A 25,108-nucleotide genomic window follows, 5' to 3' on the forward strand; every position below is an offset into this window, starting at 1 on the left:
GGATGGACGAGGAAGCCGGACCGTTCGTCCGGCCGTATGCTCTGATCCGGGGTAGAACCCGCTCGTCAGGGGAGAACCTCGACCTGATCGCGACGGTGACCGCGACGGATCCCGCAGCAGAGGGGTCCGCCGCGGGGCTCGGGCCCGAGCAGGACGCGATCCTGCGCGTGGCCCGCACCCCCATCTCGGTGGCCGACGTGGCCGTCGAGCTCGACCTGCCGGTCGGGGTCGTCCGGGTGTTACTGGGCGACCTGCGCGACAACGGCCTCATCTCGGTGGCCTCCTCGGCAGGGCCACGTCCGAGTGAGCGCATTCTCAAGGAAGTGATCAATGGACTCCGGGCTCTCTGAGGATCCCGTAGCGCTGAAGATCCTCATCGCCGGCGGATTCGGCGTGGGGAAGACCACCCTGGTCGGCGCCATCAGCGAGATCAAGCCGCTGCGCACGGAAGAGGTGCTGTCCGACATCGGCGTCGGTGTCGACGACCTCGACGGCGTCGAAGGCAAGACCACCACCACGGTCGCCATGGACTTCGGCCGGATCACCATCCGCGAGGGCCTGGTCGTCTACCTGTTCGGCACCCCCGGACAGGAACGCTTCTGGTTCATGTGGGACGAGCTGTCCTACGGCGCGCTCGGCGCGGTCGTGATCGCCGACACCCGGCGCCTGACGGACTGCTTCCCCTCCATCGACTACTTCGAGCAGCGCGGCACACCGTTCGTGGTCGCCGTCAACTGCTTCGACGGCGCGGCCACCCACAGCGTCGAAGATGTGCGGATCGCCCTCGACCTGGACGACGACGTGCCCGTGCTGCTGTGCGACGTGCGCAGGCGCGCCTCCGCCAAGGAGGTCATGATCTCGCTCGTCGAGCACTCGCTCAGGACTCTCACAGGGCCCGGAGCCCGTTGATCACTTCACGCAGCAGACTCTCGGTGGGAGAGGCGGCCGCCGGCACCGGCGGCCGCACCAGGATCAGCCCGTGATCGAGCAGGTCGCCCAGCAGCACCCGCACCACGCCCACCGGCAACCCCGTCTCGGACGCGACCTCCACCACAGGTCCCGTACGGCCCAGCACCACGTACTCGAGCAGCCGCCGGTGCTGCGAGCCCAGGTGGGCTTCGGAGGGCACGGGCACCCCCGTCGAGGTGATCACGGAGAGCAGGTCGAACGATGACGACGACGGCCTCGTGCGCCCCCTGGTCATCGCGTAGGGCCTGACGACAGGCCCGGCTTCCTCGTCCACCCACTCCATCTCGGCCCCCGTGCCGCGATCGTCGGTTCCCTCGCTCCGCTCGCTCATGTCCCATCCTGTTCGCTGTCCTGACGGCCGCGCTGCCACCCGGACTGCAGGGACGACAGCAACGCCCTGGTCTCTTCGGGGGAGCGCTCGTCGGCGGGCTGTTCTTGGGGTGGGGGGCTGGGTTGTGCCAGGCGGGGAGGCAGGTTGGCCTGCCGCACCCTGCGGGGGAGCGACGCGGGTGCCTCCTCGGCGGGCTCGGCGAGCACTGGAGCGGCCAGCGGCCGCACCTTGACGGCCTCGAAGGGCCCACGGGGCCTGGCGTCCTCGAACGGCCCCCTGACCGCGGACTCGGGCTCCGGCACGTCGATCCGTTCGACCCTGACGTCGACCCTGCGGGAGGTCCGGGTCCTGCGTGGCAGGTCGGCCGCGCCCTCCTTCTTGATCGGGCGGACCCTGTCCTGGATCGAGGGCCCTTCGATGGACGCCAGCGCCTCGGTGAGCGCGTTGGGGATGAGCACGATCGCCGTCGTCCCGCCGTACGGCGACTGCTTCAGTGTCACGCTCACGCCGTGTCTGGCGGCCAGCATGCCGACGACCGCGAAGCCGAGCCGCTCGGTCTGGGAGGCGTCGAACTCCTGCGGACCCGCGAGGCGCGCGTTGATCGCCTGCCGTTCCTGGACGGGCAGGCCCAGCCCCCGGTCCTCGATCTCGATCGCGTAGCCTCTGGCGACCATCTCGCCCCGGACGGACACCTCGTTCTCCGGCGAGGAGAAGACGGTGGCGTTCTCGATGAGCTCGGCGAACAGGTGCATGAGGTCGGCCACGGCGCCGCCCGAGACGCCGCACTCGGGCATCGGGTAGACGCGGACCCTGGTGTAGTCCTCGACCTGGGCGGCCGCGCCGTTCAGGACGTCCTCGACGGGGATGGTGCCGCGCCACTTGCGGCCCGCCGTACCGCCTGACAGCAGCACCAGGCCCTCGGCGTGGCGGCGCATGCGGGTGGTGAGGTGGTCGAGCCTGAACAGGCTCTCCAGGGCCTCCGGGTCCTCGGCCTCGCGCTGCATGCCGTCCAGCAGCTTGAGCTGGCGCTGGAGCAGCCCCTGGCTGCGGCGGGCGAGGTTGCGCAGAGCCAGGGCGATGCCCTCGCGCATCCTGGCCTGCTCGACCGCGGCCTCCACCGCCGTGCTCTGCACGCTGTCGAACGCCGTGACCAGGTCCTTGATCTCGCTGGTGGCCGACGGAGCGACGACGATCGGCGGCGCCTCGGCCGCCACGTCGACGGTCTCACCGCCGCGCAGCCGCGCGACCACGCGCGGCAGCCTGATCTCGGCCACGTCCAGCGCCGTACGGCGGAGCGTGGCCAGCTCGGTGGTGACGACGCGGCCGACCCTGATGGAGATGAAGATCGAGAAGCCGACCGCGATCAGGCCGAGCGCGCCCGCGACGATCGCGCGCACCAGGATGGCCATGCCCGCGGGCTCCATCCTGCCCAGCAGCACGTCTCCTGCGTCCCACGTGCCCTGCGTGTAGTTCTTCAGCACGGGGTCGGCCGACGCGCGCCAGTCGGAGACGTCGTGCCTGACGCCTGACAGCATCGAGGTGAGCGAGCCCTGCATGACGAGGTACTGGGGCGAGCCGGCCAGCGTGTCGAAGGGCCTGCGCAGCTCGCTGTCCAGCTCGATCCGCGCCTTGTCGAACTGCAGCGTGCGCGCGCCCTCCAGCTTGGCCATGAGCTCGCGGTCGGGCGCGGTGAGGTTGCCGCCCGTGGCGACGACCAGCGTGTGCTGGCGGTGCAGCAGCTCGCGTGCCTGCTCGGCCGCGATCAGGCCGTTGGCCTGCTGGTAGAGGCTGATGTCGGTGCTGAGCGCGAACGTGCCGTAGAGGCGGTAGATGGCGTCGGAGATCGCGGCGTAGTCCGTCACGAGCCGCGAGGGGGCCATCAGGCCCTCGTCGGCCAGCCTTCTGATGTCGTCCAGCCGGTCGATCTGCGCGAAGACCACCCTGAGCTGGGCTTTCATGTCAGGGGAGAGGACAGCCTGGGTGTCGTCGGCGTTCGCGCTCGCGGCGAGCTTCCTGCGCGCCTTGTCGGTCTCGGTGCGCGCCGTGGCGAGCGCGCTCGCGCCCGACCCGAAGCGCGCCAGCCGCTCCGCGGTGGCCAGCCGTTCCCGCTGGAGGTTGTATACCACGCCGTCCGCGCCGTTGATCACGCCGGTCCAGATGGTGTCGACCTTCAGCAGGTTGAACGCCTCACCGACGGTGGTGCTGGCCGCGAACCCCCACAGCGCGACGAGGGACACCAGGGGGACGACGAGCAGGGTAGCGATCTTGAATCGTATGGATCTGCTCGATGCCATGACACCCGCTCCCGTATAGAGATCGCGGGAGAGAATAGCACCGAGCTAGGCGAAAATCTTCGCTCATTCGTGAGAAAGTTGTGACATGTCAGGAAATCGGGGCTAGTGAGGTTGCCCTCATCCGGACCCACTGGAGACGGACCAACCGCGCCGCCAGCAGCGCGAGCAGCGCCACCTCGGCCGCCAGCAGACCCCGCTCGACCAGGCCGATCATGACCCTGTCACCCGGCAGCGCCACATAGGTGATCGCCAGCACACCCAGGCCGCCCGCCAGCGCCAGCCACTCCACCGGCCTGGCCACGGCCTTCCACCGTTCGTCCGCGGCCAGCCGCGGCACCAGCAGCGCCGCCGCGGCCGGCAGGCTGACGAACGCGGCCACCGACACGTAGCGGTGGATCTGCGCGGTCAGCGTCATGTCCATGCCGATCGGCGTGGTGGGGATGATCGCCGCGACGATCAGAGCCCCGCTCCACACCATCATGAGCCGTTCGGGCATGCCCCTGACGGGCGCCCCCGCGACCCGCAGTCCGGCAAGCAGCGCGAACGAACCCAGGCCCATCGCCGCCATCGCCATCTCCGTGACGCCCCCGCGGTCGGCCACGGCGTACTCGCTGATCGTCACGTTCATCGGGTCGAGGTAGGGGTCGGGGTCGAACTGACCGACCACGAGCGCGACGACCGAGAACAGGATCAGGGAACAGGCGAGGAGCGGATACAACCTCTTCAGAGGGGCCATATGTCGACAATGGCGCGGCGCGGGCGACGCGCCATCCGGCGTCACCCCTGAGGAACCCCCGACCCGACCCCGAGCCCGCCCCCTGAGGACCCCAGGCCACGCGGCCGGCCCGGCGCCACGCCTCAGAGGGCCTCGCGGCAGGGGGCGCAGACCTGGGTGCCTGAGGTGACCGTGCCCGTGCAGACGTCGGGCTGCTCGGGGTGCCTGAAGCACAGGCACTGGCAGGCGGTCTCCTGCTCCTCGACGTCCCAGATCCCCTCGGTCTGCTCGCCGATGAAGCCGGCGTTGTCGAAGAAGTCGGCCAAGGGCCGCAGCACCGCCTCCCCCAGCGGCCGGAGAACCTGCATGAACGTGGCGGCGATGGGGCCGAAGGTGTCCGACATCTCCCGCAGGAGCTCTGGCGTGCTGTCCGTCTTCTCCTCCGGAGGAGCCCAGCGCATCGAGTCCGCGCTCAGGCTCTCCCAGTCCTCCACCACGCCGTCGATGGCATCGAGTACGTGATCAGGGTCGCTTCGCATGGTCGTGCTCCAAACAGACTGTTCGGATACCACCAGGTTACGCGAAGGACACGCCCACGCCCCCGCGCGTCCGAGCACCGTAGCGCTCGATCTCGGCGGCCAGGTCCAGCGGCTTGATGGCCGAGCGGCCGGCGAGCACCTCCTCGGTGATGAGCTCGGCGGGCAGCAGCCACGAGACCTCGAACTCCAGCCCGTCGGGGTCCTTGGCGTACAGGGCCTTGGTCGTGGAGTGGTCGGACGCGCCCGCCAGCGAGCCGAGCTCGCTCAGCTTGACCGCGATGCGCTGGAGCTCCTCCAGCGTGTCGACCTCCCACGCCAGGTGGTAGAGGCCGACGGTCGAGCGGCCCGCGGAGGAGGGGCCCGCCTGCGCGCCGATCTGGAACAGCCCGAGGTCGTGGTCGTTGCTGGAGCCACCCGCCTGCAGGAAGGCCGCCCCCGGCATGCTCATGACCACGTCGAAGCCGAGGGCCTCGCGGTAGAAGGCGACGCTGCGCTCCACGTCGCGCACGTAGAGAACGGCATGGTTCAGGCGTTGTACTGGCATGACACCCAATATAGATGAGAGTTCAAGTAAACTGTAGAGCATGACCCGATGGCTGGACGACGACGAGCAACGCACCTGGCGCAACTACATGGCGGTGACCCAGCTCGTCCAGGAGGCGCTCGACCGGCAGCTCCAGCGCGAGGCGGGCATGCCGCACACCTATTACATGATCCTCGTGGCCCTCTCCGAGGCGCCCGGCCGCTCGATGCGCATGCACGAGCTGGCCCGCAGGGCGCAGTCCTCCCAGAGCCGCCTGTCCCACGCGGTCGCCCGGCTGGAGGAGCGCGGCTGGGTACGCCGCGACCCGTGCGCGGCCGACCGGCGCGGCAACGTCGCCCAGCTCACCGACGCCGGGTTCGCCGCCCTCGCCGCCGCCGCGCCCGGCCACGTCGAGGAGGTACGGCGCAGCCTGTTCGACGCCCTCACGCCCGAGCAGGTCGCCCAGCTCGACGACATCTGCACGGCGGTGCGGAAAACCCTGGAGTCGTAGCGCGAAACTGTCGGCGGCACGCCGTACCGTACCCCGGGGGAATTCTCGAGAAGGGCGAGCCATGCACGACGACAAGCAACTCTTCCAGGCGGTCCACCTGATCGCGGCCAGGTTCGCGGGGCAGCCCGTGCACGTGGTCATGGCCGCGTTGAGCAGCCACCTCCCTCAGGCGCCCGGCATCTCGGGCCCCGAGATCCGCAGGATCGCCGAGGAGATCAGCGTGGGCCGCGACCCGTCGGGGCTGTGACGCCTTGACCTCCCGGGACATTCGTCTCAGGATTAGGCGGTAGTCCAAACTAATTGGGAGCCGCCATGTACGAGCCCACCCCTGAAGACCGCTTCACCTTCGGCCTGTGGACGGTCGGCTGGCAGGCGCGCGACCCGTTCGGCGACGCCACCAGGGCACCGCTCGACCCGGTGGAGAGCGTGCACAGGCTGGCCGAGCTCGGCGCCTATGGCGTCACCTTCCACGACGACGACCTGCTGGCCACCGAACCCGACAGGGACAGGGCGGTGGCCGCGTTCAGGAAGGCACTGGCCGAGACAGGGCTGAAGGTGCCGATGGCGACCACCAACCTGTTCACCCACCCGGTGTTCAAGGACGGCGCCTTCACCAGCAACGACCGCGACGTGCGCCGCCACGCCATCCGCAAGGTCATCCGCAACCTCGACCTGGCCGCCGAGCTGGGCGCGACGACCTACGTGTGCTGGGGAGGCCGCGAGGGCGCCGAGTCCGACGCGGCCAAGGACATCAGGTCCGCGCTGGCCCGCTACAAGGAGGCCATGGACGTCCTGGCCTCCTACGTGATCGACAAGGGCTACGACATCCGGTTCGCGATCGAGCCCAAGCCCAACGAGCCGCGCGGCGACATCCTGCTGCCGACGATCGGCCACGCGCTGGCGTTCATCAACTCCCTCGAACACCCCGAGATGGTCGGGCTCAACCCCGAGGTCGGCCACGAGCAGATGGCGGGCCTCAACTTCGTCCACGGCATCGCGCAGGCGCTGTGGCACGGCAAGCTCTTCCACATCGACCTCAACGGCCAGCACGGGCCGCGCTACGACCAGGACCTGGTCTTCGGCCACGGCGACGTGAAGAGCGCGTTCTTCCTGGTCGACCTGCTGGAGCACGGCGGCTACGACGGCCCGCGCCACTTCGACTACAAGCCGCCGCGCACCGAGGACGCCGCTGACGTGTGGGTGTCCGCGGCCGCCAACATGCGCACCTACCTGATCCTGAAGGAGAAGGCCGCGGCGTTCAGAGCCGACCCCGAGGTGCGGGAGGCGATGGCCGCCAGCAGGGTGTCCGAGCTGGCCGTCCCCACGCTCGCGCCCGGCGAGACCTACGACGACCTGCTGAGCGAGGAGGCTCCCGACGCCTCGCGCGGCTACCATTTCAGCCGCCTCAACCAGCTCGCGATCGAGCACCTGCTGGGCGTGCGGGGGTGACGCTCGTCGCGGGAGTCGACTCCTCCACCCAGAGCTGCAAGATCGTCATCAGGGACACCGCCACCGGCGATCTCGTACGGCAGGGCCGCGCCTCCCACCCAGACGGCACCTCGGTGGACCCCGCGCACTGGTGGACGGCGCTCCAGACGGCCATCACGCGGGCGGGCGGCCTCGACGACGTGGCCGCCATCAGCGTGGCCGGCCAGCAGCACGGCATGGTCTGCCTCGACGAGTCGGGCCGGGTCGTGCGCGACGCGTTGCTGTGGAACGACACCCGCTCCGCCGCCTCCGCGGCCGACCTGGTGGCCTCGTTGGGCGCGGAGGCGTGGGCCGACGCCGTGGGCAGCGTGCCCGTGGCCTCGTTCACGATCGCCAAGCTGCGGTGGCTGGCCACCCACGAGCCCGACCACGCCGCCCGCACCGCGGCCGTGTGCCTGCCGCACGACTGGCTCACCTGGCGGCTCATGGGCTCCTGCGGGCTGGAGAGCCTGACCACGGACAGGGGCGACGCCTCGGGCACCGGCTACTGGTCGCCCATCACCGGCGCCTACCGCGAGGACCTGCTCAAGGCCGCCTTCGGCACCGTCCCCCTTCTCCCCCGCGTGCTCGGCCCCCTCGACTCCCCCGGGACGACCGGCCGCCTCGAGCCCTCCACACCGCCCACCCCGGGCGCCTCCACGGGGTCCGGCGGCATCACCGGGACCTCCACAGGGTCCGGCGGTATCACCGGCGTCTCTTCGGGAGCGGCCCGCGTGGCGGACATCCCCAAGGGGATCCTGCTCGCCGCGGGCACGGGCGACAACATGGCCGCCGCCCTGGGCGTGGGCGCGCTGCCCGGCGACGTCGTCGTGTCCATCGGCACGTCCGGCACCGCGTTCGCGGTCGCCGACACGCCCAGCCGTGACGCCGGGGGCGCGGTGGCGGGTTTCGCCGACGCCACGGGCCGCTTCCTGCCGCTGGTGTGCACGCTCAACGCGGCCAGGGTCCTCGACGCGGCGGCCGCGATGCTCGGCGTCTCGCTGGACGAGCTGGGCTCGCTGGCCCTGCAGGCGCCTCCGGGAGCAGACGGGCTGACGCTGGTGCCGTACCTGGAGGGTGAGCGCACACCCAACCTCCCCAGGGCCACGGGCGCCGTCCACGGCCTGCGCCTGACCACGTCCACGCCCGCCCATCTGGCTCGCGCGGCGGTCGAGGGCATGCTCTGCGGCCTCGCCGACGCCCTCGACGCGCTCGGCCTGTCCCCCCAGCGGGTCCTGCTGATCGGCGGCGGCGCGCGGTCCGAGGCGGTCAGGCGCATCGCCCCCACCGTCTTCGGCCGTCCCGTGATCGTCCCGCCTCCCGGCGAGTACGTCGCCGACGGAGCGGCGAGACAGGCAGCATGGCTGCTGTCGGGCGGCGCGGAACCCCCTGCCTGGTCGACGGGCTCGCCCGCGATCCACGACGCCGACCCCACCCCGGGGCTGCGCGAGCGCTACTCGGAGGCCAGGGCGATGACGTTCGGCAACGCCTGACGCTCGCGCCGCGTGAAACCGTACGGCGTCGCCCACGTCCGTCCCCAGACCTGACGCCATCGGTCGTCCATCCGCTCGCGCTCCTCCGGGCTGGGCGAACGGGCGTATCCACGCGGCGCGACACCACAGCGCGGACACACCTCCGTCGCCGGCCGGGGCGTCTCGCAGGCCAGGCAGGCCCGCCGATCGGTCGCCCCCACCGCGTATGCGGCGACGAGCCTCGCGATCACCGCGACCAGGCCGTCGCGTGGGTACACGTCCAGATCGGGGCAGTGGAGCAGACCCGACCATCCGGGTGGATACGCCTCGTCGGCCCCGCGGGGGATCCGGTGCCCGCGGGACTTCGACTCCCGCCTGCGCAGCGCGACCGTCTCCATGTGGAGCAGCCACAACCGGCGGGCGGCCTCCAGCTCGTCCAGCGCTCGTTCGAGGGACTCGGGATCGTGCTCCAGCCGTTTCGGGATCCGGGCGCTGACCGTCAGGTGATGCCACGTGGCGCGGAAGCCGTAGGGGGAGAAGCGGCGCGCGCACTCGTGCAGCGCGGACAGCCGATGACCGATCGGGAGGCTGCGGTCGCGGACCTTGCGGGCCGGCGAGGGGAATCCGGGCACGTAGCGCAGTCTCACAGCATGCTCGTTCTGCTGCCACGGCGGAGCGGGCGGGGGAAGCCCGTCAGGCCGACTCGGACAGGTCGCTGGACTCTTCGAAGGAGTCGGTGAACGCGCGGTACGTCGGGCACGGCCAGCGCCACATGCAGCTTCTGCACCGCAGGATCGGATGGGCGGCGTCGCTGGTGATGCCGCCCGCGTCGCGCGGCTGGTGCAGGTCGAGCAGCCGCAGCCCGAGCTGGGCGAACATCAGCAGGTCGTCGCGGGCGTCGGCGAGGAAGTCGAGGTCCTCGGATGACAGTCGGGTGCGGACAGGAACGAACCCATCCAGATTGACCAGGCTGCGCAGGCGTCTGGTCTCCTCACGCCACGAGGCGGACTTCTCGGCGCGCAACATCAGGACCTCGAGGCGCTCGCGTAGCCGACGGCGGTGCGGGTCCTCTAGGTGATCATCGTTCATCTACTTCCTCCCCCGACGGGCCGGGCGCGCACCGGTTTCGTAGTGTCAAGCTTCGCGTACTCTGCGTTTTCATGAGGCCCAAACGGGGGACAAAAACCCGACCGCCCCCTATCGGCGTGAGAACGTGACCCAGAGCCTCAGCGCCGCTAGCCTGCCCATGTGGAGCTCAAGGTCTCGACTCGATCACATGCCGGCCACGCCCTCGTGGCGATCGCCGGTGAAATCGACCTGTACACGGCGCCCCGCCTGCAGTCGGAGTTCACCCGGCTACTGCAGGAAGGGCCCACCCGTGTGGTCATTGACATGTCCCTGGTGGATTTCTGCGATTCCACAGGGATGAACGTGCTGCTCTCGGCGCTCAAGCGGATGAGGGAGCGAGGCGGACAGTTCGAGGTCGCCGCGCCTCGGCCTGCCGTACGGAAGATTCTGCAGGTCACGGGCCTCGACTCGGTCTTCACCGTGCACGAGGAAGTGCCTGAGGAGCTGTTGATCTCCGAGGGATCGTGACGGACACAGCGGTCGTCATCCCCGCCAGGGACGAGGCCGAACGCATCGGCGCGACCGTGGCCGCGGCCATGGACCTGCCGGGCGTCGACCTCGTCGTGGTCGTCGACGACGGCTCGACCGACCAGACGGGCCGGGTCGCGCGCGCGGCGGGCGCCAGGGTCGTACGGCACAGCCGCAACCGCGGCAAGGCCGGCGCCATGGAGAGCGGTGCCGAGGCGGTGCGGCTGCTCGACGGGCCGACGCCCAGGCACCTGCTGTTCCTGGACGCGGACCTCGGCGACACCGCCCGAGCCGCCTCCGCCCTGGTCGAGCCCGTACGCGCGGGGGCGGCGGACATGACCATCGCGGTCTTCGCCACCCGGGTCAAGCTGGGCGGCCACGGCATCGTGGTCCGCCTGGCGCGTGACGGGATCAAACGGGCCTCCGGTTTCACCGCCGCCCAGCCGCTCAACGGGCAGCGCTGCCTGACCAGGGACGCCTTCGAGGCGGCCCGCCCGCTGGCGCACGGGTTCGGCGTGGAGACGGCGCTGACCATCGACCTGGTGCGCAAGGGGTTCAGGGTGGCGGAGGTCGAGGTCGACATGGCCCATCGCGCGACCGGGACCGACTGGCGTGCGCAGGTGCACAGGGCCAGGCAACTTCGGGATGTGGCGCTGGCGCTCGCCGCCCGCGAGCCGGTGATCAGGGACAACCTGGCGAAGATCCGCCTCTGAGCCCTTCCCCGCCGGACCACGGCCCACCGGTCTGACCCCGCCGCGCCCGCCCAGAGGCGTCGTCGGGAACTCCTGGGGCGATGGAGGACGGCGGGACGAGGGTGGCCGGGGTCTCCCGAGGGCCGGGGTTGTCGACCCCAGGCGGGAAGGTCCCCGGCTCGGCGGCTGGAGGCGACCCGGTTTCTCGGAGGTTCTGTACGGCGGGGCGTGAGTGCTGCTGATGATGTGCTGGAATTTCCGGGTGACATCGCAGGCGGGAACCGAGCCCAGGCCCACGCCGGCCGTGTTCGGCGCCTCCGTGCTCATCGCCGTGTCCGTCCTGCTGACGGCCACGATCGGGCTGCTCGGCCCCTCGGCGATGGTTCCCGAGCTGGCGGGTCCCGGATGGCAGCCGCCGTACTCGCTGGACCTTCACCCCGCGCCCCACCTCGTCGTCGCGCTCGGGGCGCTCGCCATCGTCGCCGGGGGGCTCGGGCTGCTCGCGGCGCTCGGCGGCCGCTGGATCCCGCCCGTGCGGTTCGTGCGCGGGCTGGTCATGGCGGGCTGTGCCGCCGCCGTGGTGCTCGCCTTCCTTCCACCCTCGGGCTCGGCCGACCATCTCAACTACGCCGCCTACGGGCGCATGGTCACGCTGGGCCTCGACCCCTACGTCCAGGGCGCGGTCGACCTCCCTGGCGATCCGGTCGCGGCGGCCGTGGAGCGGCCCTGGCGGGAGGAGCCCAGCGTCTACGGCCCCGTCGCCACCGCGGTGCAGGCGCTGGCGAGCTGGGTCGGCGGAGACTCCGTCCGGCTGACGATCTTCGTGCTCGCGCTGGTCAACTCCGCCGCGTTCATCGCGACAGGGCTGCTGCTCGACCGTTTCACCCGTGACGACCCGGCCCTGCGCTGGCGGGCGGCTCTGCTGTGGACGGCCAACCCGCTGCTGCTGTACCAGCTCGTCGCCGGGCTGCACGTGGACACGCTGGCGATCGTGTTCATGGTGGCCGCGCTGGTGCTGAACGGCACGGCAGGAGCGGGGGTGATGCTGGGGCTCGGGGTCGCGGTGAAGCTCAACGCGGGCCTCGTCGCGCTGGGCCCCGCGTGGGAGTTGCGCCGCCGTCCCAAGCGGCTCGCGCTGGTGGCGGGGTCGGCGCTGGCCGTGGCGGGCGCGGGCTATCTGTGGGCCGGCGGCCACGCCTTCGACCAGGTGAGCAGGGCGGGCAAGGCGATCTCGCTGGCCTCGTTCTGGAGGCTCGTCCAGGGCTTGCTGCAGGCCGTCGTCGGCACCGGCAGCGCCTACAGGGGCGAGATCCAGGTCGGCGCGTTCGTCGTGATGGCGCTGCTGGCGTGGGCGCTGTTCAGGCTCCAGCGGCCGCCCGCCGACGCGGTCAGGGTGGCGGCGGTGCTGGTCGTGGCCTATGTGTTCGCCACGCCGTACATCCTGCCCTGGTACGACGGGCTGGCGTTCGCGTTGGTGGCCATGCTGGCGGCCACGGGAGTGGAGCCGTTCCTTGTCGCCCATCTGACGCTGCTGTCGCTGGCCTACCTGCCGGCCAGGGTCGAGGGCCAGTCGCCCGATCTGGCCTGGCTGACGACCGTCGTCAGGTCGCAGGTGGCGCCGTGGACGCTGCTGGCGTTGACGGCGGGTCTTGGGTGGTGGGCGTGGCGAGCTGGAGCGCGCGCACGCAGGCGGCCAGAGTGAGCGGCACGGCGACCGTCAGCGCCATGGCGGGGATCGCGATGCCGGAGTCGTTGACGAGGAATCCGACGAAGGCGCAGGTCAGCGCACCGAACAGTCCGGCGCGCAGGGTCGGCGCGAACCCGTAGGCGCGGCCGAGGGCCGAGGCGCCCCACCGCGAGGGCCGGTCCAGCACGAGGAACAGGAACGCCAGCGCCACGAGCGACAGCAGGGTCAGCTGCCAGTTGCCCACGGTGATGCCGATCATCGAGCTGAACTTCCGCCACACCACGGTCATCGCCTGCCCGTCGATGATCTGCTGGACGAACGTGCCGAGGTGGGTGCGCTGGTCGGCGGGCCGCAGCCAGTCGGCGAAGGCGATGGCCCCGATGAGGGCGGCGCCCACGAGGCCGACCAGGAGCAGCTTCAGCAGCGACACCTTGCGGCCCGACAGCAGGATGAGGAAGACCGCGAGCCCGATCACGAACGCGGGAACCCCGCCGAAGTCGGCGCCCCATCCCGGCCAGCCGTCCGCGAACACGGCGAAGCCGCCGTAGGCGGCGCACAGCAGTACCACCAGGGTCCTGCCGAGACGGCCGAGCAGCCATTGGGCGACGCCCGCGAGCGCCAGGATCGTGCCGGTCGCGCACACGGCGAAGGCGATGTTGCTGAAGCCGTAGAAGCGGCCCCCGGTGACGGGCTCGTAGCCGGTGACGGCGTTGACCTGCAGCTTCGAGCCGGTCATCACGTCGATGACGAGTGTCAGCGAGGTGATGCCCGCGACGACGGTGAGCGGCCCGAGCACGTGCGAACGCCATGGACCCGCGAAGGCGAGCCCCGTGATGAGCCCGGCGAAGGCGAGGATGGTGACGATCAGCGCGATCATGGGTCCGGCCACGCTCCACCACGGCACGAGCTGGGCGAGGAAGGTGGACACGGCGACGGCCCCGCTGAGCACGGCGACCACCTGGACGGCGACGAGCACCCGCGAGGACGCGGCGTCGAGCTCGGTCCCGGACGACGACGACCTGCGGCGGCGCAGGACGATCGCGGCGAGGGCGTAGAAGAGCACCTGCACCGCCACGAAGACGGCGAAGAACGGCCCTCGCACCTCGCGGAGCACCTTGCTGGCGAGGTTCTGGTCGGCGAGCACGGCGACGGTCTCCTCGACGGAGGCCGGCGCGGCGCCGTCGTTCTCCCATGTCCGCCCGACCACTCCGTCGGGGCGCTCGATCCCGAGCAGGCGCAGCGCGGTGGCGGTCAGGTCGGTGATCGTGACCAGCGCGTCCTGGCGGGTGGAGGCGGCGGTCAGCAGCCCGTGGCGGAACGGGCCTCCCTTGGCGACGGCGACGTGGAGCTGGGCCGCTCCCGAGGTGTCGGACAGGCCGGCGACGAGGATCGTGGTATCGGCAGGGAGCCTGTCGACGAAGGCGCCGATCTGGTGGTCGGCTTCGAAGACGGCCGTGACACGATCCATCGTGTCGAGATCCGCGGGGATGCCGTCGGCGTCGCGCCGCTCGGCGCTCCAGCTCTCGGCGAGCGCGTCCGCCTCCATCACGAGCAGGTCGAAGGAGGCCGGATCGGCCAGCGCCTCGGGGGTGTCCGCGTAGTGCGGCACGCGTCCCGCCTTGTCGGCCGCGCCCAGCGCAGCGCCGGGGCCGACGGCCGCCACCGTGCCGCCCGCGTCGGCGACGGCCTGGCCGAGCGTGCCCAGAGCCGCGTTGTAGCCGGTCGTCCCCTGGAAGCCGGTCAGCGCGGCCCAGCCGGGAACGACCCCGCCGGCGGGAGGGCGGGGCGGCTCGCAGCCGGGGGCGCCGGCCCGCTGGCCTGCCGAGACCGTCAGCCACCCGGCCATGGGGCACGAGGTGCCCCTGTTCGGCGGCGGCACCACCCGGGTGGACAGCGAGGCGGACGCGCCCTCGCCGACCAGCCGCCACAGCGCCGGGGTGATCTTGGGGTCCAGCGGGTCGTTCCATTGCAGCCCCGGCACCCCGATGATCGCCACCCGGCCCCGCTCGGGGGCGTCGGCCGCGAGCGAAGGGCTCACCCCCATGACGGTGGCGAGCACGGCGAGCAGGCCCAGGCACAGGCGTGCCAGGGTACGGTGCGGCATGGCGGGACCCCCGGTGGTCGGCACAGTCGACGCTCTCGATCGGTTGGAGCCACGGTAACGTGCCACATCGTGACAGGTGGTGCGGTGCCCTCGTTCGGGCGACGGTGGTGGCTGTGGCCGCTGGCCGCGGTCCTCGTCGCGCTGGCGGTGTGGCCGCTGGTCGAGACGTGGCTGACCAACGCCGACGACCAGCGCCTGGTGGACCTCGACGTCTACCGCACGGGCGGGCGGATGGTGCTGGAGGGGCAGGCCGTCTACGACTTCATCACCCCCGCGCCGCAGCTGCTGCCGTTCACCTATCCGCCGGTCGCGGCGCTGCTGGCCGTACCGCTGGCGTGGATGTCGTGGGAGACCGCGCAGTGGGTGTGGACGGCCGGCGTCTTCGCCGCGCTGGCCGTGACGGTGGGCTTCGCGTTCCGGCAGGTCAACAGGAACCCGCTGGTGTTCGCGTTCCTGATGGTGGCGTGCGCCTACCTGATGCCGATCCGCGACCAGGTGCGCTTCGGGCAGGTCGACATCCTGCTCGTGGCACTGTGTCTGGCCGACTGCGCGGCGAAGCGGCCGTGGTGGCCTCGCGGGCTTCTGATCGGGCTTGCCACGGCGGTGAAGCTCACCCCCGGCGTCTTCCTGATCTACCTGCTCGTCACGAGGCAGTGGAAGACGTTCTGGATGGCGACGTTCAGCACGGCGCTGTTCACGGTCATGCCGTTCGCGGTCATCCCGCGCGACTCGGCCGACTTCTGGTTCAGGGCGCTGCTCGACCCCGAGCGCCTCGGCGCCAACGCCGCCACCACCAACCAGTCGATGCGCGGCATGCTGATCAGGCTCTACCTGGGCGAGGGCGTGACGACGGCGCTGTGGCTCGCGCTCGTGGCCGTCGTCGGGTGGTACGGCTTCCGCTTCGCCCGCGAGGCGCTCGACAGGGGCGACCTCATGACCTCCGTCGCGCTGGTCGGGCTGATGGCCGTGCTGCTGTCGCCCGTGGCGTGGATCCACCACCTGGCGTGGGTGGTCGTCGTCCTGGGCGCGCTGGTGGGCAACGGCCACGACGTCGTACGGCTGCGCGTGGCGGCCGGCGTGTGGCTCTTCTACGTGGTGCCGATCCCCTGGTGGGGGGTGGCGATCAAGGCGGCGGACATCCCGGTCGTCAGCCCCGTCATCGGAAAGATCGTGCAGAACGGGTTCGGACTCGGCGCGATCGCCCTGGTCTGGCTGTTGGGCGTCTGGTTGCCCAAACGACGCCAGATCTTGTGACACTCTTGGTGATGTGCTGATTACTCTCTGGATCGTCGTGGGCGTCCTCGCCGGGGTCAGCGGCGTCGTCATCGGCTATCTCGCGCTCAGGCAGGCGCGCGCCGCCGTCGACGACTGCCAGCAGATGATCACCAGGCAGGCCAGCGAGAGCAAAGGGGATCTCAAGGCCATCCGCGACGTGGCGGTCTACCGCTACGACGCGCTCCAGGAGATGACGGGCCGCCTCTCGTTCTCCATCGCGATGATCAACGGACTGGGCGACGGCATCGTGCTCACCTCCATCAACGGGCGCTCCGAGACCCGTACCTACGTGCGTCCCGTGGTCGGCGGCAAGGGCGCCCAGCCGCTGTCGCCCGAGGAGGAGGAAGCCGTGCGGGCGGCCAGGCTCGGTCTCGGCCCCGAGTTCGAACCACAGATGGCGAGGCGTTGACTACTCTGTAGTCATGTCTCTTCGACTCGCCTATCTCGGGCCCGAGGGCACCTTCACCGAAGAGGCCCTGCGGCTCATGAAGCCCGGCGCCGAGCGCCTGCCCTGCGCGACCGTCAGCGCGGCGCTCAACGCGTGCCGCGCGGGCGAGGCCGACGGAGCGGTCGTTCCCCTGGAGAATTCGCTCGAGGGCGCGATCACCACGACGCTCGACGAGTTCGCCTGGGGCGAACCGCTGCTCATCTCGGCCGAACTGCTGCTGCCCGTGCAGTTCTCGCTGCTGGCCAGGCCCGACACCGAGCTCAGGCACATCAAACGCGTCTACACCCACCCCGCCGCGATCACGCAGTGCAGGGGGTTCATCGCCCGCGAACTGCCCGACGCGGTCGTCGTCGCCGCGCCCTCCACGGCCGCCGCCGCGCAGGAGGTGTCGCTGCCGGGCTCGCCGTACGACGCGGCGATCGCGGCCCGCATCGCGGGCGAGCACTACGGCCTGGTCGAGATCGCCGCCAACATCGGCGACAGGTCCGACACGGTCACCCGCTTCGTGCGGGTGTCCCGCCCCGGGCCGCTGCCCGAGGCGACCGGATCCGACCGCACCACGCTCGTGGTCTTCCTCGCCGACGACCACCCCGGCGCGCTGCTTGAGATGCTGACCGAGTTCTCCGTGCGCGGCGTCAACCTGAGCCGCATCGAGTCGCGACCGACCGGCGAGGGCATCGGGCGCTACTTCTTCCACTTCGACTTCGAGGGGCACGTGTCCGACGCGCGCGTCGGCGAGGCGCTCTCGGGGCTGCACAGGATCTGCGGCGAGGTCCGTTTCCTCGGCAGCTATCCGCGGGCCGACGGCGTGGCTCCCCAGATCAAGCGGGGTACGGCGGACGCCGACTTCGCCGAGGCCGGCGACTGGCTGACCAGGATCAGGTCCGGCCAGGTCTGAGCGCCTGCACCCGCGGGAGCAGCGGCCACGACCGGCGGTGATGCCGCCGGGGCGGAGCGTGCTCGCCGTACCCGATCAGAAAGCAGGCGCGGGCGGACACGGTGGGTCGGTAGCCTTGGTCTGTGATTGACCTGCGTACCCTTCGTGAGGACCCCGACCGGCTACGGGCTTCGCAGCGTGCCCGCGGTGAGGACGACGCCGTCGTCGACACGCTGCTCGACCTGGATGAGCGCCGCCGCGCCGCGCTGACCTCGTTCGAGTCTCTGCGCGCCGAGCAGAAGTCCATGGGCAAGTCGGTCTCCAAGGCCTCCGGCGAGGAGAAGCAGGCGCTGCTCCAGCGGGCCAAGGATCTCGCCGCGCAGGTCAAGTCGGCCGAGGCCGAGGCCGAGAAGCTCGGCGCTGAGCTGCAGGAGCTGCTCGGGACCATCCCCAACATCGTCTCCACCGAGGCACCCCACGGCGGCGAGGACGACTACGTCGTGCTGGAGACCGTCGGCGAGCCGCGGGAGTTCGACTTCGAGCCGCGCGACCACCTGGAGCTGGGCGAACTGCTCGGCGCCATCGACATGGAGCGCGGCGCGAAGGTCTCGGGCTCGCGCTTCTTCTTCCTGCGCGGCGTCGGCGCCCGGCTGCAGCTCGGGCTGCTCAACATGGCCATGCAGCAGGCGATCGAGGCGGGCTTCGTCCCGATGATCACGCCGGTGCTGGTCAAGCCCGAGACCATGGCGGGCACCGGTTTCCACGTCGCCCACGACAAGGAGATCTACCGCCTGCCCGAGGACGACCTCTACCTGGTCGGCACGTCCGAGGTGTCGCTGGCGGGCTACCACGGCGACGAGATCCTCGACGGCTCGGAGCTGCCGCTCCGCTACGCGGGCTGGTCGTCCTGCTTCCGCCGCGAGGCCGGCTCCTACGGCAAGGACACCCGCGGCATCATCCGTGTCCACCAGTTCGACAAGGTCGAGATGTTCTCCTACTGCAGGCCCGAGGAGGCCGACGCCGAGCACCAGCGGCTGCTCGCGTGGGAGAAGGAGATGATGGCCAAGATCGAGGTGCCCTACCGCATCATCGACACCGCGGCCGGCGACCTGGGCATGTCGGCGGCGCGCAAGTTCGACTGCGAGGCCTGGATCCCGACCCAGGGCCGGTACCGCGAGCTGACCTCGACGTCCAACTGCACCGAGTTCCAGGCGCGCAGGCTGGGGTCCAGGTTCCGCGACAAGGACGGCAAGCCGCAGTTCCTCGCCACCCTCAACGGCACGCTCGCCACGACCCGGTGGATCGTCGCCATCCTGGAGACCCACCAGCAGGCCGACGGCTCGGTCGTGGTGCCGAAGGCGCTGCGTCCTTACGTGGGTCTCGACGTGCTGGAGCCCGTCAAGTAGCCGTGGTCGTCCGCGGCCCCGCGCCCTTCACGCGCAGGGCCGCGACGCATCCGGCGGTCGCGGCCGCGAGCCCGAACAGCACGGCCAGCCCCACGGCGGTCCCGTACCGGTCGGGCCATCCCGAGCTCCACCCGTGAAACGGCAGGGCGACGCCGAGCGCCGTGAACACCCCCGTCCCGAACGCCACGGTGAGTCGCCGAACGGTCAGCCCCACCGCACCTGTGATCGCCAACAGGACGATCAGCGTGACGGCGAGCGCCATCATGCCGAGCAGCCCCATGAGCAACGCCCACGTTCCCACGCCCGCTCCGAGCGGGAGCAGCGTGGCGCATCCACACGCGGCGAGCACGCAGGCGACCATGACGGCAACCGCTCGGCGGGGAGTGCCGACGCCCAGCGCCAGCGCGAAAGCACCGAGCCCGGCCAGCACCGCGACCGCCGTCTCCTCCCCCACGTGCGAGCCGAACCGGTCAAGCGGCGTGGCGTCAGCCTCAGAGAGACTCCCCGCCGCCGTGAATCCCAGCCTCCGCCAGGTGCCTGCGGGGTCCCTGACCGCCACACCGTCGAGGCCGTTGGCGACCACCACGACGTGTTGGCCACCCGGCAGGTCCTGAACCGCGAGCGCGACGGATGCTATGGAGATGACGGGGTCGTAGGACGCGCGTCCGAGCAGATCGAAGGGCTCGGGGGCCAGGGCCCGCTCCAGGAGCGCCACCCTCCCGCCGGACACCTCCCACGACGGCTGCCATGACACGCCGCCGTCGTCGGACTGTTCGACCTTCATCAGGCCCTTGACGATCCGGTAGCACCGTTGTGCCCGACCGGGCACACAGGCGGTCGACTGGCCAAGTATCTCGCGCCGGGAGGCGGCCGACCGGCCGGGACCCTTCGATTCGTCGCGCCGGGCGCTCCAGGTGCGGCCGCCGTCGAAGGAGACGTTGTCGGCCGCGCTCCCGTGCACGATCGCGACGATCCCCTTCCCTTCGACACGGACGTCCTCGACGGCGGGAACGGGCGGCGCGATCGAAGTGGCGGTGACGGCGAGGGTGGCGAGCGGGATCGCGAAGACGATCCTCAACCGTGTGGGGACGGTGTCGGCGTGCCGGCGGACCCACCAGGCGAGAGCCAGGGCGGGGAGGGCCAGCAGGTCCGTAGGATCCGCCAGGACGCGCGAAGAGCCGGCCACGAGGGTCCAGGCCTGGGACGCCACCTCCGCGCCCGTTTCGGTGCATTTGACGACCGCGAAGACGCCCCCGGTGAGGAGGAGCGCCACGAGGTCGGCCCTGCGGCGCAGCACGAGGGCCAGCAGGGGCGGCGCCACCACCAGGCCCGCGACGTCGCTCAACTTGCCTGTGAGGAACCCGGGCCAGGCCTGCTTGAGCAGGTGGTCGTTGACCAGCAGCACGATCACCGCGACGACGGTCACGGGGTGGCACGACCAGGCGTACTTCATGACCGGTTAGAAGGCGATCGGCCCGTCGCGGTTCGCCGGATCGTCAATCGATCAGGTAACGCTGGATGGTCGGGCCGAGCCAGGCGACGATCTCGTCGTGGGTCATCGCGACCACGGGAGGCAGGCGCAGGATGTAGCGGGTCAGCGCCATGCCGAGGATCTGGGAGGCCGCCAGGCCCGCACGGACGGGCGCGGTGGACGGGTCGGGGCACAGGCGGGCGGCCACGGGGCCGAGCTGGCCGGCGAAGATCCCCCGCATGCGCTCGGCGGCCGCCTCGTTGGTGACGCCGGTGCGCAGCAGCACCTGAAGCGCCTCGTCGCTCTCCCACAGCGCCAGGAAGTGCCTGACCATCGTGGACCCCACCTCCTCGCGCGCCATCGTGGGCAGGTCGGGGAAGTGCAGGTCGAAGTGGGCGGCGGCGGCGAAGAGCTTCTCCTTGTTGCCGAAGTACCGCATCACCATGGCCGGGTCGATGCCGACGTCCGCGGCGATGGCCCTGATCGTCGCCTTCTCGTAGCCGTCGGCCGCGAAGCGTTCGCGGGCGGCGGCCAGGATCGCCGCCTTGGTGTCCTCGGACGTTCTCCTCATGTCAACAACTGTAGGCCAACAAGTGTTGACATCGCTACCCGAGCGGGGTCATAGTGATGCCAACAAGCGTTGACCTGAAGGAGTGCGAGATGAACAGCACCACGGACGTCCTGGTCGTCGGCGCGGGTCCCACCGGGCTCGCCGTCGCCGTGTCCCTCGCCCAGCAGGGGTTCGACGTCACCGTCGCGGACGACCAGGCCGAAGGCGACAACACCTCCCGGGCGGCCGTCGTCCACGCCCGCACCCTCGAGGTGCTGGAGCCGCTGGGCGTCACGGAGGCCATGACCGCGCGGGGCATCCACTCGCCCCGCTTCACGATCAGGGACAGGGACAGGGTGCTCGTGCCCGTCGACTTCAGGCCGCTGCCGACCGCCTACCCCTACACGCTGATGATCTCCCAGGCCGACACCGAGAAGATCCTGCTGGCCAGGTTCGAGGAGCTCGGGGGGCGGGTCGTCAGGCCGTACCGGCTGGTGGGCGTGACGCAGGACGGCGAGGGCGCGACGGCCACCTTCGACGACGGCGGCAGCGTGCGCGCCAGGTTCCTGGTCGGCGCGGACGGCATGCACAGCACCGTGCGCGAGCAGGTGGGCATCGGGTTCAGCGGCGGGACGTACGCCGAGTCGTTCTCCCTGGCCGACGTACGGCTCAGCGGCGGCGTCCCCGACGACGAGGTCGAGCTGTTCTTCTCCCCCGAGGGCCTGGTGGTGGTCGCCCCGCTGCCAGGAGGCGCGTTCAGGATCGTGGCGACCGTGGACCAGGCGCCGGAGAAGCCCGACGTGGCCTTCGTGCAGCGGCTGCTCGACACGCGCGGGCCCGTCAAGGAGAGGGCCGTGGTCCAGGAGATCGTCTGGGGCTCGCGCTTCAGGGTGCACCACAGGGTGGCCGACGCGTACCGCTCGGGGCGGGTGGTGCTCGCGGGCGACGCCGCCCACGTGCACAGCCCGGCCGGCGGGCAGGGCATGAACGCGGGCCTGCAGGACGCGACGGCGCTCGGGGAGGCCCTGGGCGAGGCGCTGCGGACCGGCTCGGCGGACCCGCTGGACGGCTACGCGGCCAAGCGGCGGCCCGTGGCCGAGCAGGTGGTGAAGTTCGCGGGACAGCTCACCGGGCTGGCGACCGTCAACAGGCGGTGGCGCCCGCTGCGGAACGTCCTGCTGAGGACGCTGGCCGTGCTGCCGGTCTTCAGGAAGAGGCTGGCGTGGCGGCTGTCGGGGCTGGTGTACCGCTGAACGCGCCGCGTCCCCTGCCCCGGCCGGCGCAGCTGGAGGAGCGTCTCCCTGGACAGGCGGTCAGCGGTGACCGGGGTGGGCGCTGCCGTGCGTGCCGTAACGCCCGACATGCCCCAGGAGACGAGAAAGAGCGGGGACCGGATGGTCCCCGCTCTCACCTCGTAGCTATCAGGTCAGATGGCACGGACCTGGGAGGCCTGCGGCCCCTTCTGGCCCTGCGTGATCTCGAACTCGACCCGCGCCCCGTCTTCAAGGCTGCGGTAGCCGTTGCCGACGATCTCGGAGAAGTGCACGAACACGTCCGGCGCACCGCCGTCCGGGGCGATGAAGCCGAAGCCCTTCTCGGCGTTGAACCACTTGACGGTTCCCTGAGCCATAAAAGCTCTCCCTCAGGATGTGAATCTATGGGACCCGCACCTCGCGAATCCCGGTTGGTCGTACAGCAAGCACCCGGGGTGGCTCAGACAATCTCATGCCGGTTTTCACTACGGGATCAGCTAATACAACGCCATCACATCTAACACCATTCGGCCGCGTTGGTGTTCCCCTCCCTAGGAAGATTTCTGGGGAGCGGCATCACAGTGCAAACTGGAACCTGTTATGCCGACCCACTCTTCGACCCCTCGACTCGTCGCCACCGACCTCGACGGGACCGCACTTCGCGCCGACGGAACCGTGTCCTCACGTACCGCCGCCGCCTTCTCCGAAGTCGAGCGGGCAGGCTCGATGCTGGTCTTCGTCACCGGCCGTCCGCCCAGGTGGATGCGCGTGGTCGCCGACGCCGTACGGCATCGCGGACTGGCCATCTGCGCCAATGGGGCCCTGCTCTACGACCTCCACACCGAACGGATAGTCGAGTCGCACCTCATAGCGGCCGACGTCCTCGAAGAGGTCGTCGCTCAGCTTCGAGCGAACGTGCCCGATCTGACATTTTCGGTCGAGTACGAAGGCGGATTTGCGCATGAGTCGGATTTCGGACTCGGTGGCATCGGCAGCAAGGCGGTGAGGGGCCTCAGGGCCGGCGCCTCGACGCTCACCTCGCGTCCCTGCGCCAAGCTCCTCGCCCTCCATCCGGGAATGGACCCCGACAGCCTCCACGAGGCCGTTCACGAGCTCGTCGGCCATCTGGTGACCACCACCCATTCCAGCGGCAGGGCGCTCGTCGAGATGAGCGCGCAGGGCGTCACCAAGGCCTCCGCCCTCGCGACGCTGTCCTCTGCCCACGGGATCAGGCCCGCCGAGGTGATCGCGTTCGGGGACATGCCGAACGACCTGCCCATGCTGGCCTGGGCAGGTCGTTCGTACGCCGTCGCCAACGCCCACCCCGCCGTGCTCGCCGCGGTCGACCATGTGACCGCGGCGAACGACGACGACGGTGTGGCACGCGTGCTGGAAGAGATCTACAGGTAGGGACCCGAGCCACTGGCCCGCTGCGGGTCCTGCGACATCCCTCCAGGCAGCGCCTTGCGCATCTGCTCCAACTGGGCACGGGCCGCCATCTGCTGCGCGAACAGCGTGGTCTGGATCCCGTGGAACAACCCCTCAAGCCAGCCGACGAGCTGGGCGTGCGCGATGCGCAGCTCCGCGTCGCTCGGCGGCGTGCCGTTGTCGTCGGTGAACGGCAGCGAAAGCCGCTCGAGCTCCTCGACCAGCTCGGGCGCGAGACCGTCCTCAAGCTCCTTGATCGAGCTCTCGTGAATCTCCTTCAACCGCTTGCGGCTGGCCTCGTCGAGAGGTGCCGCCCTGACCTCCTCGAGCAACGTACGGATCATGCTGCCGATGCGCATCACCTTCGCGGGCTGCTCGACCAGGTTGGTGACCGACCGCTCTTCCTGCTCACCACTATCGCCCTGGGCGCTGAAGCCCTCGGGTCCCACCACCACGATGTGGGGGGTGTTCTCCTCAGCGTTCATAGCTCTCAACCTACTAGCAGGATCTTTCCGAAGTGTTCCCCGGAATCGAGGATCTCGTGGGCACGGGCGGCCTCGGCCATGGGGACCCTGGCGTACACGATCGGCCTGATCGCGCCCGCCGACACCAGCGGCCACACGTTGTCGGCGACCCCGCGCACGATCGCGCCCTTCTCGTCCGTCGGCCTGGACCGGAGCGTGGTGCCGTGGACGGCGGCGCGCTTCCTGGTCAGCGCGTGCAGGTCGAGCTCGCCCTTCGTGCCGCCCTGCAGTCCGATCACCACCAGACGTCCGCCCGTTTTAAGGGCTTTGACGTTCCCTGGAAGATATTTGGCGCCGATGATGTCGAGGATCACATCCGCCTGGACCTTCTCCGCGAAGTCCTCCGTCCGGTAGTTGATCGCCTCGTCCGCGCCCAGCTCCAGGCACCGCTCCGCCTTCTCCTGCGACCCGACCGTCACCACGACGGGCGAGCCGAACGCCTTGGCGAGCTGGATCGCGGTCGTGCCGATGCCGCTGGCGCCGCCGTGCGCCAGCAGGGTCTCACCGCGCCTGAGCCTGGCGGTCATGAAGACGTTCGACCAGACCGTGCAGACCGCCTCCGGCAGCGCCGCGGCCTCGTCCAGCGGCAGCCCCTCCGGCGCGGCCATCACCTGCTGCCATGGCACGGCCACCCGCTCGGCATAGCCGCCGCCGCTCAGCAGAGCGCAGACGCGGTCCCCGACCGCGAACCCGACGGCGTCAGGGCCGACCTCGGAGATCACCCCCGAGCACTCGAGCCCCGGATAGGGCGAGGCGCCGGGCGGAGGGTCATAGAAACCCAGCCGTTGGATCACATCGGCCCTGTTGACCGCTGAGGCGGTGATATCGATCACGACTTCGCCCCGCTCGGGACGCGGATCCGGCACCTCCCGCCACTCCAGAACCTCTGGTCCGCCGGGCCTGGTGATGACAATCGCTCGCATGCGACCCACGGTAGCCGGGCGGTGAAGTTGCGGGTTGGCTGCATTCAATGGAA

The 25,108-nt window shown here is 70.7% G+C and carries 28 protein-coding genes; 15 read left to right on the plus strand and 13 right to left on the minus strand.

The annotated features are described in order from the left end of the window. Positions 1–2 precede the first annotated feature (2 nt). A complete protein-coding gene (locus ACFSKW_RS25300) occupies positions 3–350 on the plus strand; it encodes a DUF742 domain-containing protein (RefSeq protein WP_379574886.1) in 348 nt (115 codons plus the stop codon). Then, the gene (locus ACFSKW_RS25305) at positions 331–909 is read left to right on the plus strand and encodes a GTP-binding protein (protein ID WP_379574887.1); all 579 of its coding nucleotides are present in this window, start codon (positions 331–333) and stop codon (positions 907–909) included. Before ACFSKW_RS25300 ends, ACFSKW_RS25305 begins: the two co-directional genes overlap by 20 nt. On the opposite strand, the gene ACFSKW_RS25310 is transcribed toward ACFSKW_RS25305, so the two are convergent. The 5 genes from ACFSKW_RS25310 to ACFSKW_RS25330 form a co-directional block, all read right to left on the minus strand. Then, the gene (locus tag ACFSKW_RS25310) at positions 887–1,300 is read right to left on the minus strand and encodes a DUF742 domain-containing protein (protein ID WP_379574889.1); all 414 of its coding nucleotides are present in this window, start codon (positions 1,298–1,300) and stop codon (positions 887–889) included. The two genes, ACFSKW_RS25305 and ACFSKW_RS25310, sit on opposite strands and share 23 nt — an antisense overlap. After that, positions 1,297–3,594, minus strand: a complete 2,298-nt coding sequence (locus ACFSKW_RS25315) for a sensor histidine kinase (protein ID WP_379574890.1) — start codon at positions 3,592–3,594, stop codon at positions 1,297–1,299. Before ACFSKW_RS25315 ends, ACFSKW_RS25310 begins: the two co-directional genes overlap by 4 nt. A gap of 88 nt (positions 3,595–3,682) precedes the next feature. Continuing rightward, positions 3,683–4,330, minus strand: a complete 648-nt coding sequence (locus ACFSKW_RS25320) for a DUF998 domain-containing protein (RefSeq protein ID WP_379574891.1) — start codon at positions 4,328–4,330, stop codon at positions 3,683–3,685. Positions 4,331–4,452: 122 nt separating this feature from the next. Further along, a complete protein-coding gene (locus tag ACFSKW_RS25325; protein WP_379574892.1) occupies positions 4,453–4,848 on the minus strand; it encodes a hypothetical protein in 396 nt (131 codons plus the stop codon). Positions 4,849–4,885: 37 nt separating this feature from the next. Continuing rightward, positions 4,886–5,392 (minus strand): VOC family protein, encoded by a 507-nt coding sequence (locus ACFSKW_RS25330; RefSeq protein ID WP_379574893.1) that lies wholly within the window; start codon positions 5,390–5,392, stop codon positions 4,886–4,888. A gap of 40 nt (positions 5,393–5,432) precedes the next feature. Here ACFSKW_RS25330 and ACFSKW_RS25335 point away from each other — a divergent pair, with 40 nt between their 5' ends. From ACFSKW_RS25335 to ACFSKW_RS25350, 4 genes are all read left to right on the plus strand, one after another. Next, positions 5,433–5,882 carry a MarR family winged helix-turn-helix transcriptional regulator gene (locus ACFSKW_RS25335; RefSeq protein ID WP_379574894.1) on the plus strand — a complete coding sequence of 150 codons (450 nt, stop codon included), beginning with the start codon at positions 5,433–5,435 and terminating at the stop codon, positions 5,880–5,882. Between the two features lie 61 nt (positions 5,883–5,943). Next, a complete protein-coding gene (locus tag ACFSKW_RS25340; RefSeq protein WP_379574895.1) occupies positions 5,944–6,129 on the plus strand; it encodes a hypothetical protein in 186 nt (61 codons plus the stop codon). Between the two features lie 65 nt (positions 6,130–6,194). Continuing rightward, positions 6,195–7,331, plus strand: coding sequence for a xylose isomerase (gene xylA / locus ACFSKW_RS25345; protein ID WP_379574896.1), 1,137 nt, complete (start codon positions 6,195–6,197; stop codon positions 7,329–7,331). Further along, positions 7,328–8,842, plus strand: a complete 1,515-nt coding sequence (locus tag ACFSKW_RS25350; RefSeq protein ID WP_379574897.1) for a xylulokinase — start codon at positions 7,328–7,330, stop codon at positions 8,840–8,842. Before xylA ends, ACFSKW_RS25350 begins: the two co-directional genes overlap by 4 nt. On the opposite strand, the gene ACFSKW_RS25355 is transcribed toward ACFSKW_RS25350, so the two are convergent. Both ACFSKW_RS25355 and ACFSKW_RS25360 read right to left on the minus strand, forming a co-directional pair. Beyond that, positions 8,803–9,468 (minus strand): hypothetical protein, encoded by a 666-nt coding sequence (locus tag ACFSKW_RS25355; protein WP_379574898.1) that lies wholly within the window; start codon positions 9,466–9,468, stop codon positions 8,803–8,805. The genes ACFSKW_RS25350 and ACFSKW_RS25355 overlap by 40 nt on opposite strands. A gap of 46 nt (positions 9,469–9,514) precedes the next feature. Continuing rightward, on the minus strand, positions 9,515–9,910 hold the full coding sequence (locus ACFSKW_RS25360) for a hypothetical protein (RefSeq protein ID WP_379574899.1): 396 nt from the start codon (positions 9,908–9,910) through the stop codon (positions 9,515–9,517). A gap of 159 nt (positions 9,911–10,069) precedes the next feature. On the opposite strand from ACFSKW_RS25360, the gene ACFSKW_RS25365 reads away from it, so the two are divergent. The 3 genes from ACFSKW_RS25365 to mptB all read left to right on the plus strand — a co-directional run bounded on the left by ACFSKW_RS25365 (position 10,070) and on the right by mptB (position 12,811). Continuing rightward, a complete protein-coding gene (locus tag ACFSKW_RS25365) occupies positions 10,070–10,417 on the plus strand; it encodes an STAS domain-containing protein (protein WP_379574900.1) in 348 nt (115 codons plus the stop codon). Beyond that, the gene (locus tag ACFSKW_RS25370) at positions 10,411–11,130 is read left to right on the plus strand and encodes a glycosyltransferase family 2 protein (protein WP_379575004.1); all 720 of its coding nucleotides are present in this window, start codon (positions 10,411–10,413) and stop codon (positions 11,128–11,130) included. The genes ACFSKW_RS25365 and ACFSKW_RS25370 overlap by 7 nt, the downstream gene beginning before the upstream one ends. Positions 11,131–11,371: 241 nt before the next feature. Then, on the plus strand, positions 11,372–12,811 hold the full coding sequence (gene mptB / locus ACFSKW_RS25375; protein ID WP_379574901.1) for a polyprenol phosphomannose-dependent alpha 1,6 mannosyltransferase MptB: 1,440 nt from the start codon (positions 11,372–11,374) through the stop codon (positions 12,809–12,811). On the opposite strand, the gene ACFSKW_RS25380 is transcribed toward mptB, so the two are convergent. Continuing rightward, positions 12,711–14,900 carry a hypothetical protein gene (locus tag ACFSKW_RS25380; RefSeq protein ID WP_379574902.1) on the minus strand — a complete coding sequence of 730 codons (2,190 nt, stop codon included), beginning with the start codon at positions 14,898–14,900 and terminating at the stop codon, positions 12,711–12,713. The two genes, mptB and ACFSKW_RS25380, sit on opposite strands and share 101 nt — an antisense overlap. Positions 14,901–14,969: 69 nt before the next feature. Between ACFSKW_RS25380 and ACFSKW_RS25385 the strand changes: the two genes are divergently transcribed. From ACFSKW_RS25385 to serS, 4 genes are all read left to right on the plus strand, one after another. Beyond that, positions 14,970–16,154, plus strand: coding sequence for a glycosyltransferase 87 family protein (locus ACFSKW_RS25385; RefSeq protein WP_379574903.1), 1,185 nt, complete (start codon positions 14,970–14,972; stop codon positions 16,152–16,154). Positions 16,155–16,167: 13 nt separating this feature from the next. Beyond that, positions 16,168–16,584 carry a DUF4446 family protein gene (locus ACFSKW_RS25390; protein ID WP_379574904.1) on the plus strand — a complete coding sequence of 139 codons (417 nt, stop codon included), beginning with the start codon at positions 16,168–16,170 and terminating at the stop codon, positions 16,582–16,584. 13 nt (positions 16,585–16,597) lie between these two features. After that, entirely contained in the window at positions 16,598–17,521 is a 924-nt protein-coding gene (pheA, locus tag ACFSKW_RS25395; RefSeq protein WP_379574905.1) for a prephenate dehydratase, read from the plus strand. Between the two features lie 122 nt (positions 17,522–17,643). Continuing rightward, positions 17,644–18,906, plus strand: coding sequence for a serine--tRNA ligase (serS, locus tag ACFSKW_RS25400; RefSeq protein WP_379574906.1), 1,263 nt, complete (start codon positions 17,644–17,646; stop codon positions 18,904–18,906). On the opposite strand, the gene ACFSKW_RS25405 is transcribed toward serS, so the two are convergent. Then, a complete protein-coding gene (locus ACFSKW_RS25405; RefSeq protein WP_379574907.1) occupies positions 18,899–20,359 on the minus strand; it encodes a hypothetical protein in 1,461 nt (486 codons plus the stop codon). The genes serS and ACFSKW_RS25405 overlap by 8 nt on opposite strands. A 43-nt stretch (positions 20,360–20,402) precedes the next feature. Then, positions 20,403–20,948, minus strand: a complete 546-nt coding sequence (locus ACFSKW_RS25410; protein ID WP_379574908.1) for a TetR/AcrR family transcriptional regulator — start codon at positions 20,946–20,948, stop codon at positions 20,403–20,405. 89 nt (positions 20,949–21,037) lie between these two features. On the opposite strand from ACFSKW_RS25410, the gene ACFSKW_RS25415 reads away from it, so the two are divergent. After that, positions 21,038–22,180: an FAD-dependent oxidoreductase gene (locus tag ACFSKW_RS25415; RefSeq protein WP_379574909.1), complete on the plus strand. Its 1,143-nt coding sequence runs from the start codon at positions 21,038–21,040 to the stop codon at positions 22,178–22,180. Between the two features lie 173 nt (positions 22,181–22,353). Here ACFSKW_RS25415 and ACFSKW_RS25420 read toward each other — a convergent pair whose 3' ends face one another. Further along, positions 22,354–22,557, minus strand: coding sequence for a cold-shock protein (locus ACFSKW_RS25420; RefSeq protein ID WP_183652851.1), 204 nt, complete (start codon positions 22,555–22,557; stop codon positions 22,354–22,356). Between the two features lie 223 nt (positions 22,558–22,780). Between ACFSKW_RS25420 and ACFSKW_RS25425 the strand changes: the two genes are divergently transcribed. Continuing rightward, positions 22,781–23,590 (plus strand): HAD family hydrolase, encoded by an 810-nt coding sequence (locus ACFSKW_RS25425; protein ID WP_379574910.1) that lies wholly within the window; start codon positions 22,781–22,783, stop codon positions 23,588–23,590. On the opposite strand, the gene ACFSKW_RS25430 is transcribed toward ACFSKW_RS25425, so the two are convergent. Together ACFSKW_RS25430 and ACFSKW_RS25435 are read right to left on the minus strand one after the other, a co-directional pair. Next, entirely contained in the window at positions 23,581–24,093 is a 513-nt protein-coding gene (locus tag ACFSKW_RS25430) for a bacterial proteasome activator family protein (RefSeq protein WP_379574912.1), read from the minus strand. The genes ACFSKW_RS25425 and ACFSKW_RS25430 overlap by 10 nt on opposite strands. A gap of 5 nt (positions 24,094–24,098) precedes the next feature. Further along, a complete protein-coding gene (locus ACFSKW_RS25435; RefSeq protein WP_379574913.1) occupies positions 24,099–25,055 on the minus strand; it encodes an NAD(P)H-quinone oxidoreductase in 957 nt (318 codons plus the stop codon). Positions 25,056–25,108: the final 53 nt, after the last annotated feature.

The organism is Nonomuraea mangrovi, from assembly GCF_042681425.1.
GTDB classification, from domain to species: Bacteria; Actinomycetota; Actinomycetes; order Streptosporangiales; family Streptosporangiaceae; genus Nonomuraea; species Nonomuraea mangrovi.

Excerpts from the sequence above, each read along its gene's own strand:
- ACFSKW_RS25300 (WP_379574886.1), top strand. The coding sequence starts at position 3 with ATGGACGAGGAAGCCGGACCGTTCGTCCGGCCGTATGCTCTGATCCGG.
- ACFSKW_RS25305 (WP_379574887.1), top strand. The coding sequence starts at position 331 with ATGGACTCCGGGCTCTCTGAGGATCCCGTAGCGCTGAAGATCCTCATC.
- ACFSKW_RS25310 (WP_379574889.1), bottom strand. The coding sequence starts at position 1,300 with ATGAGCGAGCGGAGCGAGGGAACCGACGATCGCGGCACGGGGGCCGAG.
- ACFSKW_RS25315 (WP_379574890.1), bottom strand. The coding sequence starts at position 3,594 with ATGGCATCGAGCAGATCCATACGATTCAAGATCGCTACCCTGCTCGTC.
- ACFSKW_RS25320 (WP_379574891.1), bottom strand. The coding sequence starts at position 4,330 with ATGGCCCCTCTGAAGAGGTTGTATCCGCTCCTCGCCTGTTCCCTGATC.
- ACFSKW_RS25325 (WP_379574892.1), bottom strand. The coding sequence starts at position 4,848 with ATGCGAAGCGACCCTGATCACGTACTCGATGCCATCGACGGCGTGGTG.
- ACFSKW_RS25330 (WP_379574893.1), bottom strand. The coding sequence starts at position 5,392 with ATGCCAGTACAACGCCTGAACCATGCCGTTCTCTACGTGCGCGACGTG.
- ACFSKW_RS25335 (WP_379574894.1), top strand. The coding sequence starts at position 5,433 with ATGACCCGATGGCTGGACGACGACGAGCAACGCACCTGGCGCAACTAC.
- ACFSKW_RS25340 (WP_379574895.1), top strand. The coding sequence starts at position 5,944 with ATGCACGACGACAAGCAACTCTTCCAGGCGGTCCACCTGATCGCGGCC.
- xylA (WP_379574896.1), top strand. The coding sequence starts at position 6,195 with ATGTACGAGCCCACCCCTGAAGACCGCTTCACCTTCGGCCTGTGGACG.
- ACFSKW_RS25360 (WP_379574899.1), bottom strand. The coding sequence starts at position 9,910 with ATGAACGATGATCACCTAGAGGACCCGCACCGCCGTCGGCTACGCGAG.
- ACFSKW_RS25380 (WP_379574902.1), bottom strand. The coding sequence starts at position 14,900 with ATGCCGCACCGTACCCTGGCACGCCTGTGCCTGGGCCTGCTCGCCGTG.
- pheA (WP_379574905.1), top strand. The coding sequence starts at position 16,598 with ATGTCTCTTCGACTCGCCTATCTCGGGCCCGAGGGCACCTTCACCGAA.
- ACFSKW_RS25405 (WP_379574907.1), bottom strand. The coding sequence starts at position 20,359 with ATGAAGTACGCCTGGTCGTGCCACCCCGTGACCGTCGTCGCGGTGATC.
- ACFSKW_RS25410 (WP_379574908.1), bottom strand. The coding sequence starts at position 20,948 with ATGAGGAGAACGTCCGAGGACACCAAGGCGGCGATCCTGGCCGCCGCC.
- ACFSKW_RS25415 (WP_379574909.1), top strand. The coding sequence starts at position 21,038 with ATGAACAGCACCACGGACGTCCTGGTCGTCGGCGCGGGTCCCACCGGG.
- ACFSKW_RS25420 (WP_183652851.1), bottom strand. The coding sequence starts at position 22,557 with ATGGCTCAGGGAACCGTCAAGTGGTTCAACGCCGAGAAGGGCTTCGGC.
- ACFSKW_RS25425 (WP_379574910.1), top strand. The coding sequence starts at position 22,781 with ATGCCGACCCACTCTTCGACCCCTCGACTCGTCGCCACCGACCTCGAC.
- ACFSKW_RS25430 (WP_379574912.1), bottom strand. The coding sequence starts at position 24,093 with ATGAACGCTGAGGAGAACACCCCCCACATCGTGGTGGTGGGACCCGAG.
- ACFSKW_RS25435 (WP_379574913.1), bottom strand. The coding sequence starts at position 25,055 with ATGCGAGCGATTGTCATCACCAGGCCCGGCGGACCAGAGGTTCTGGAG.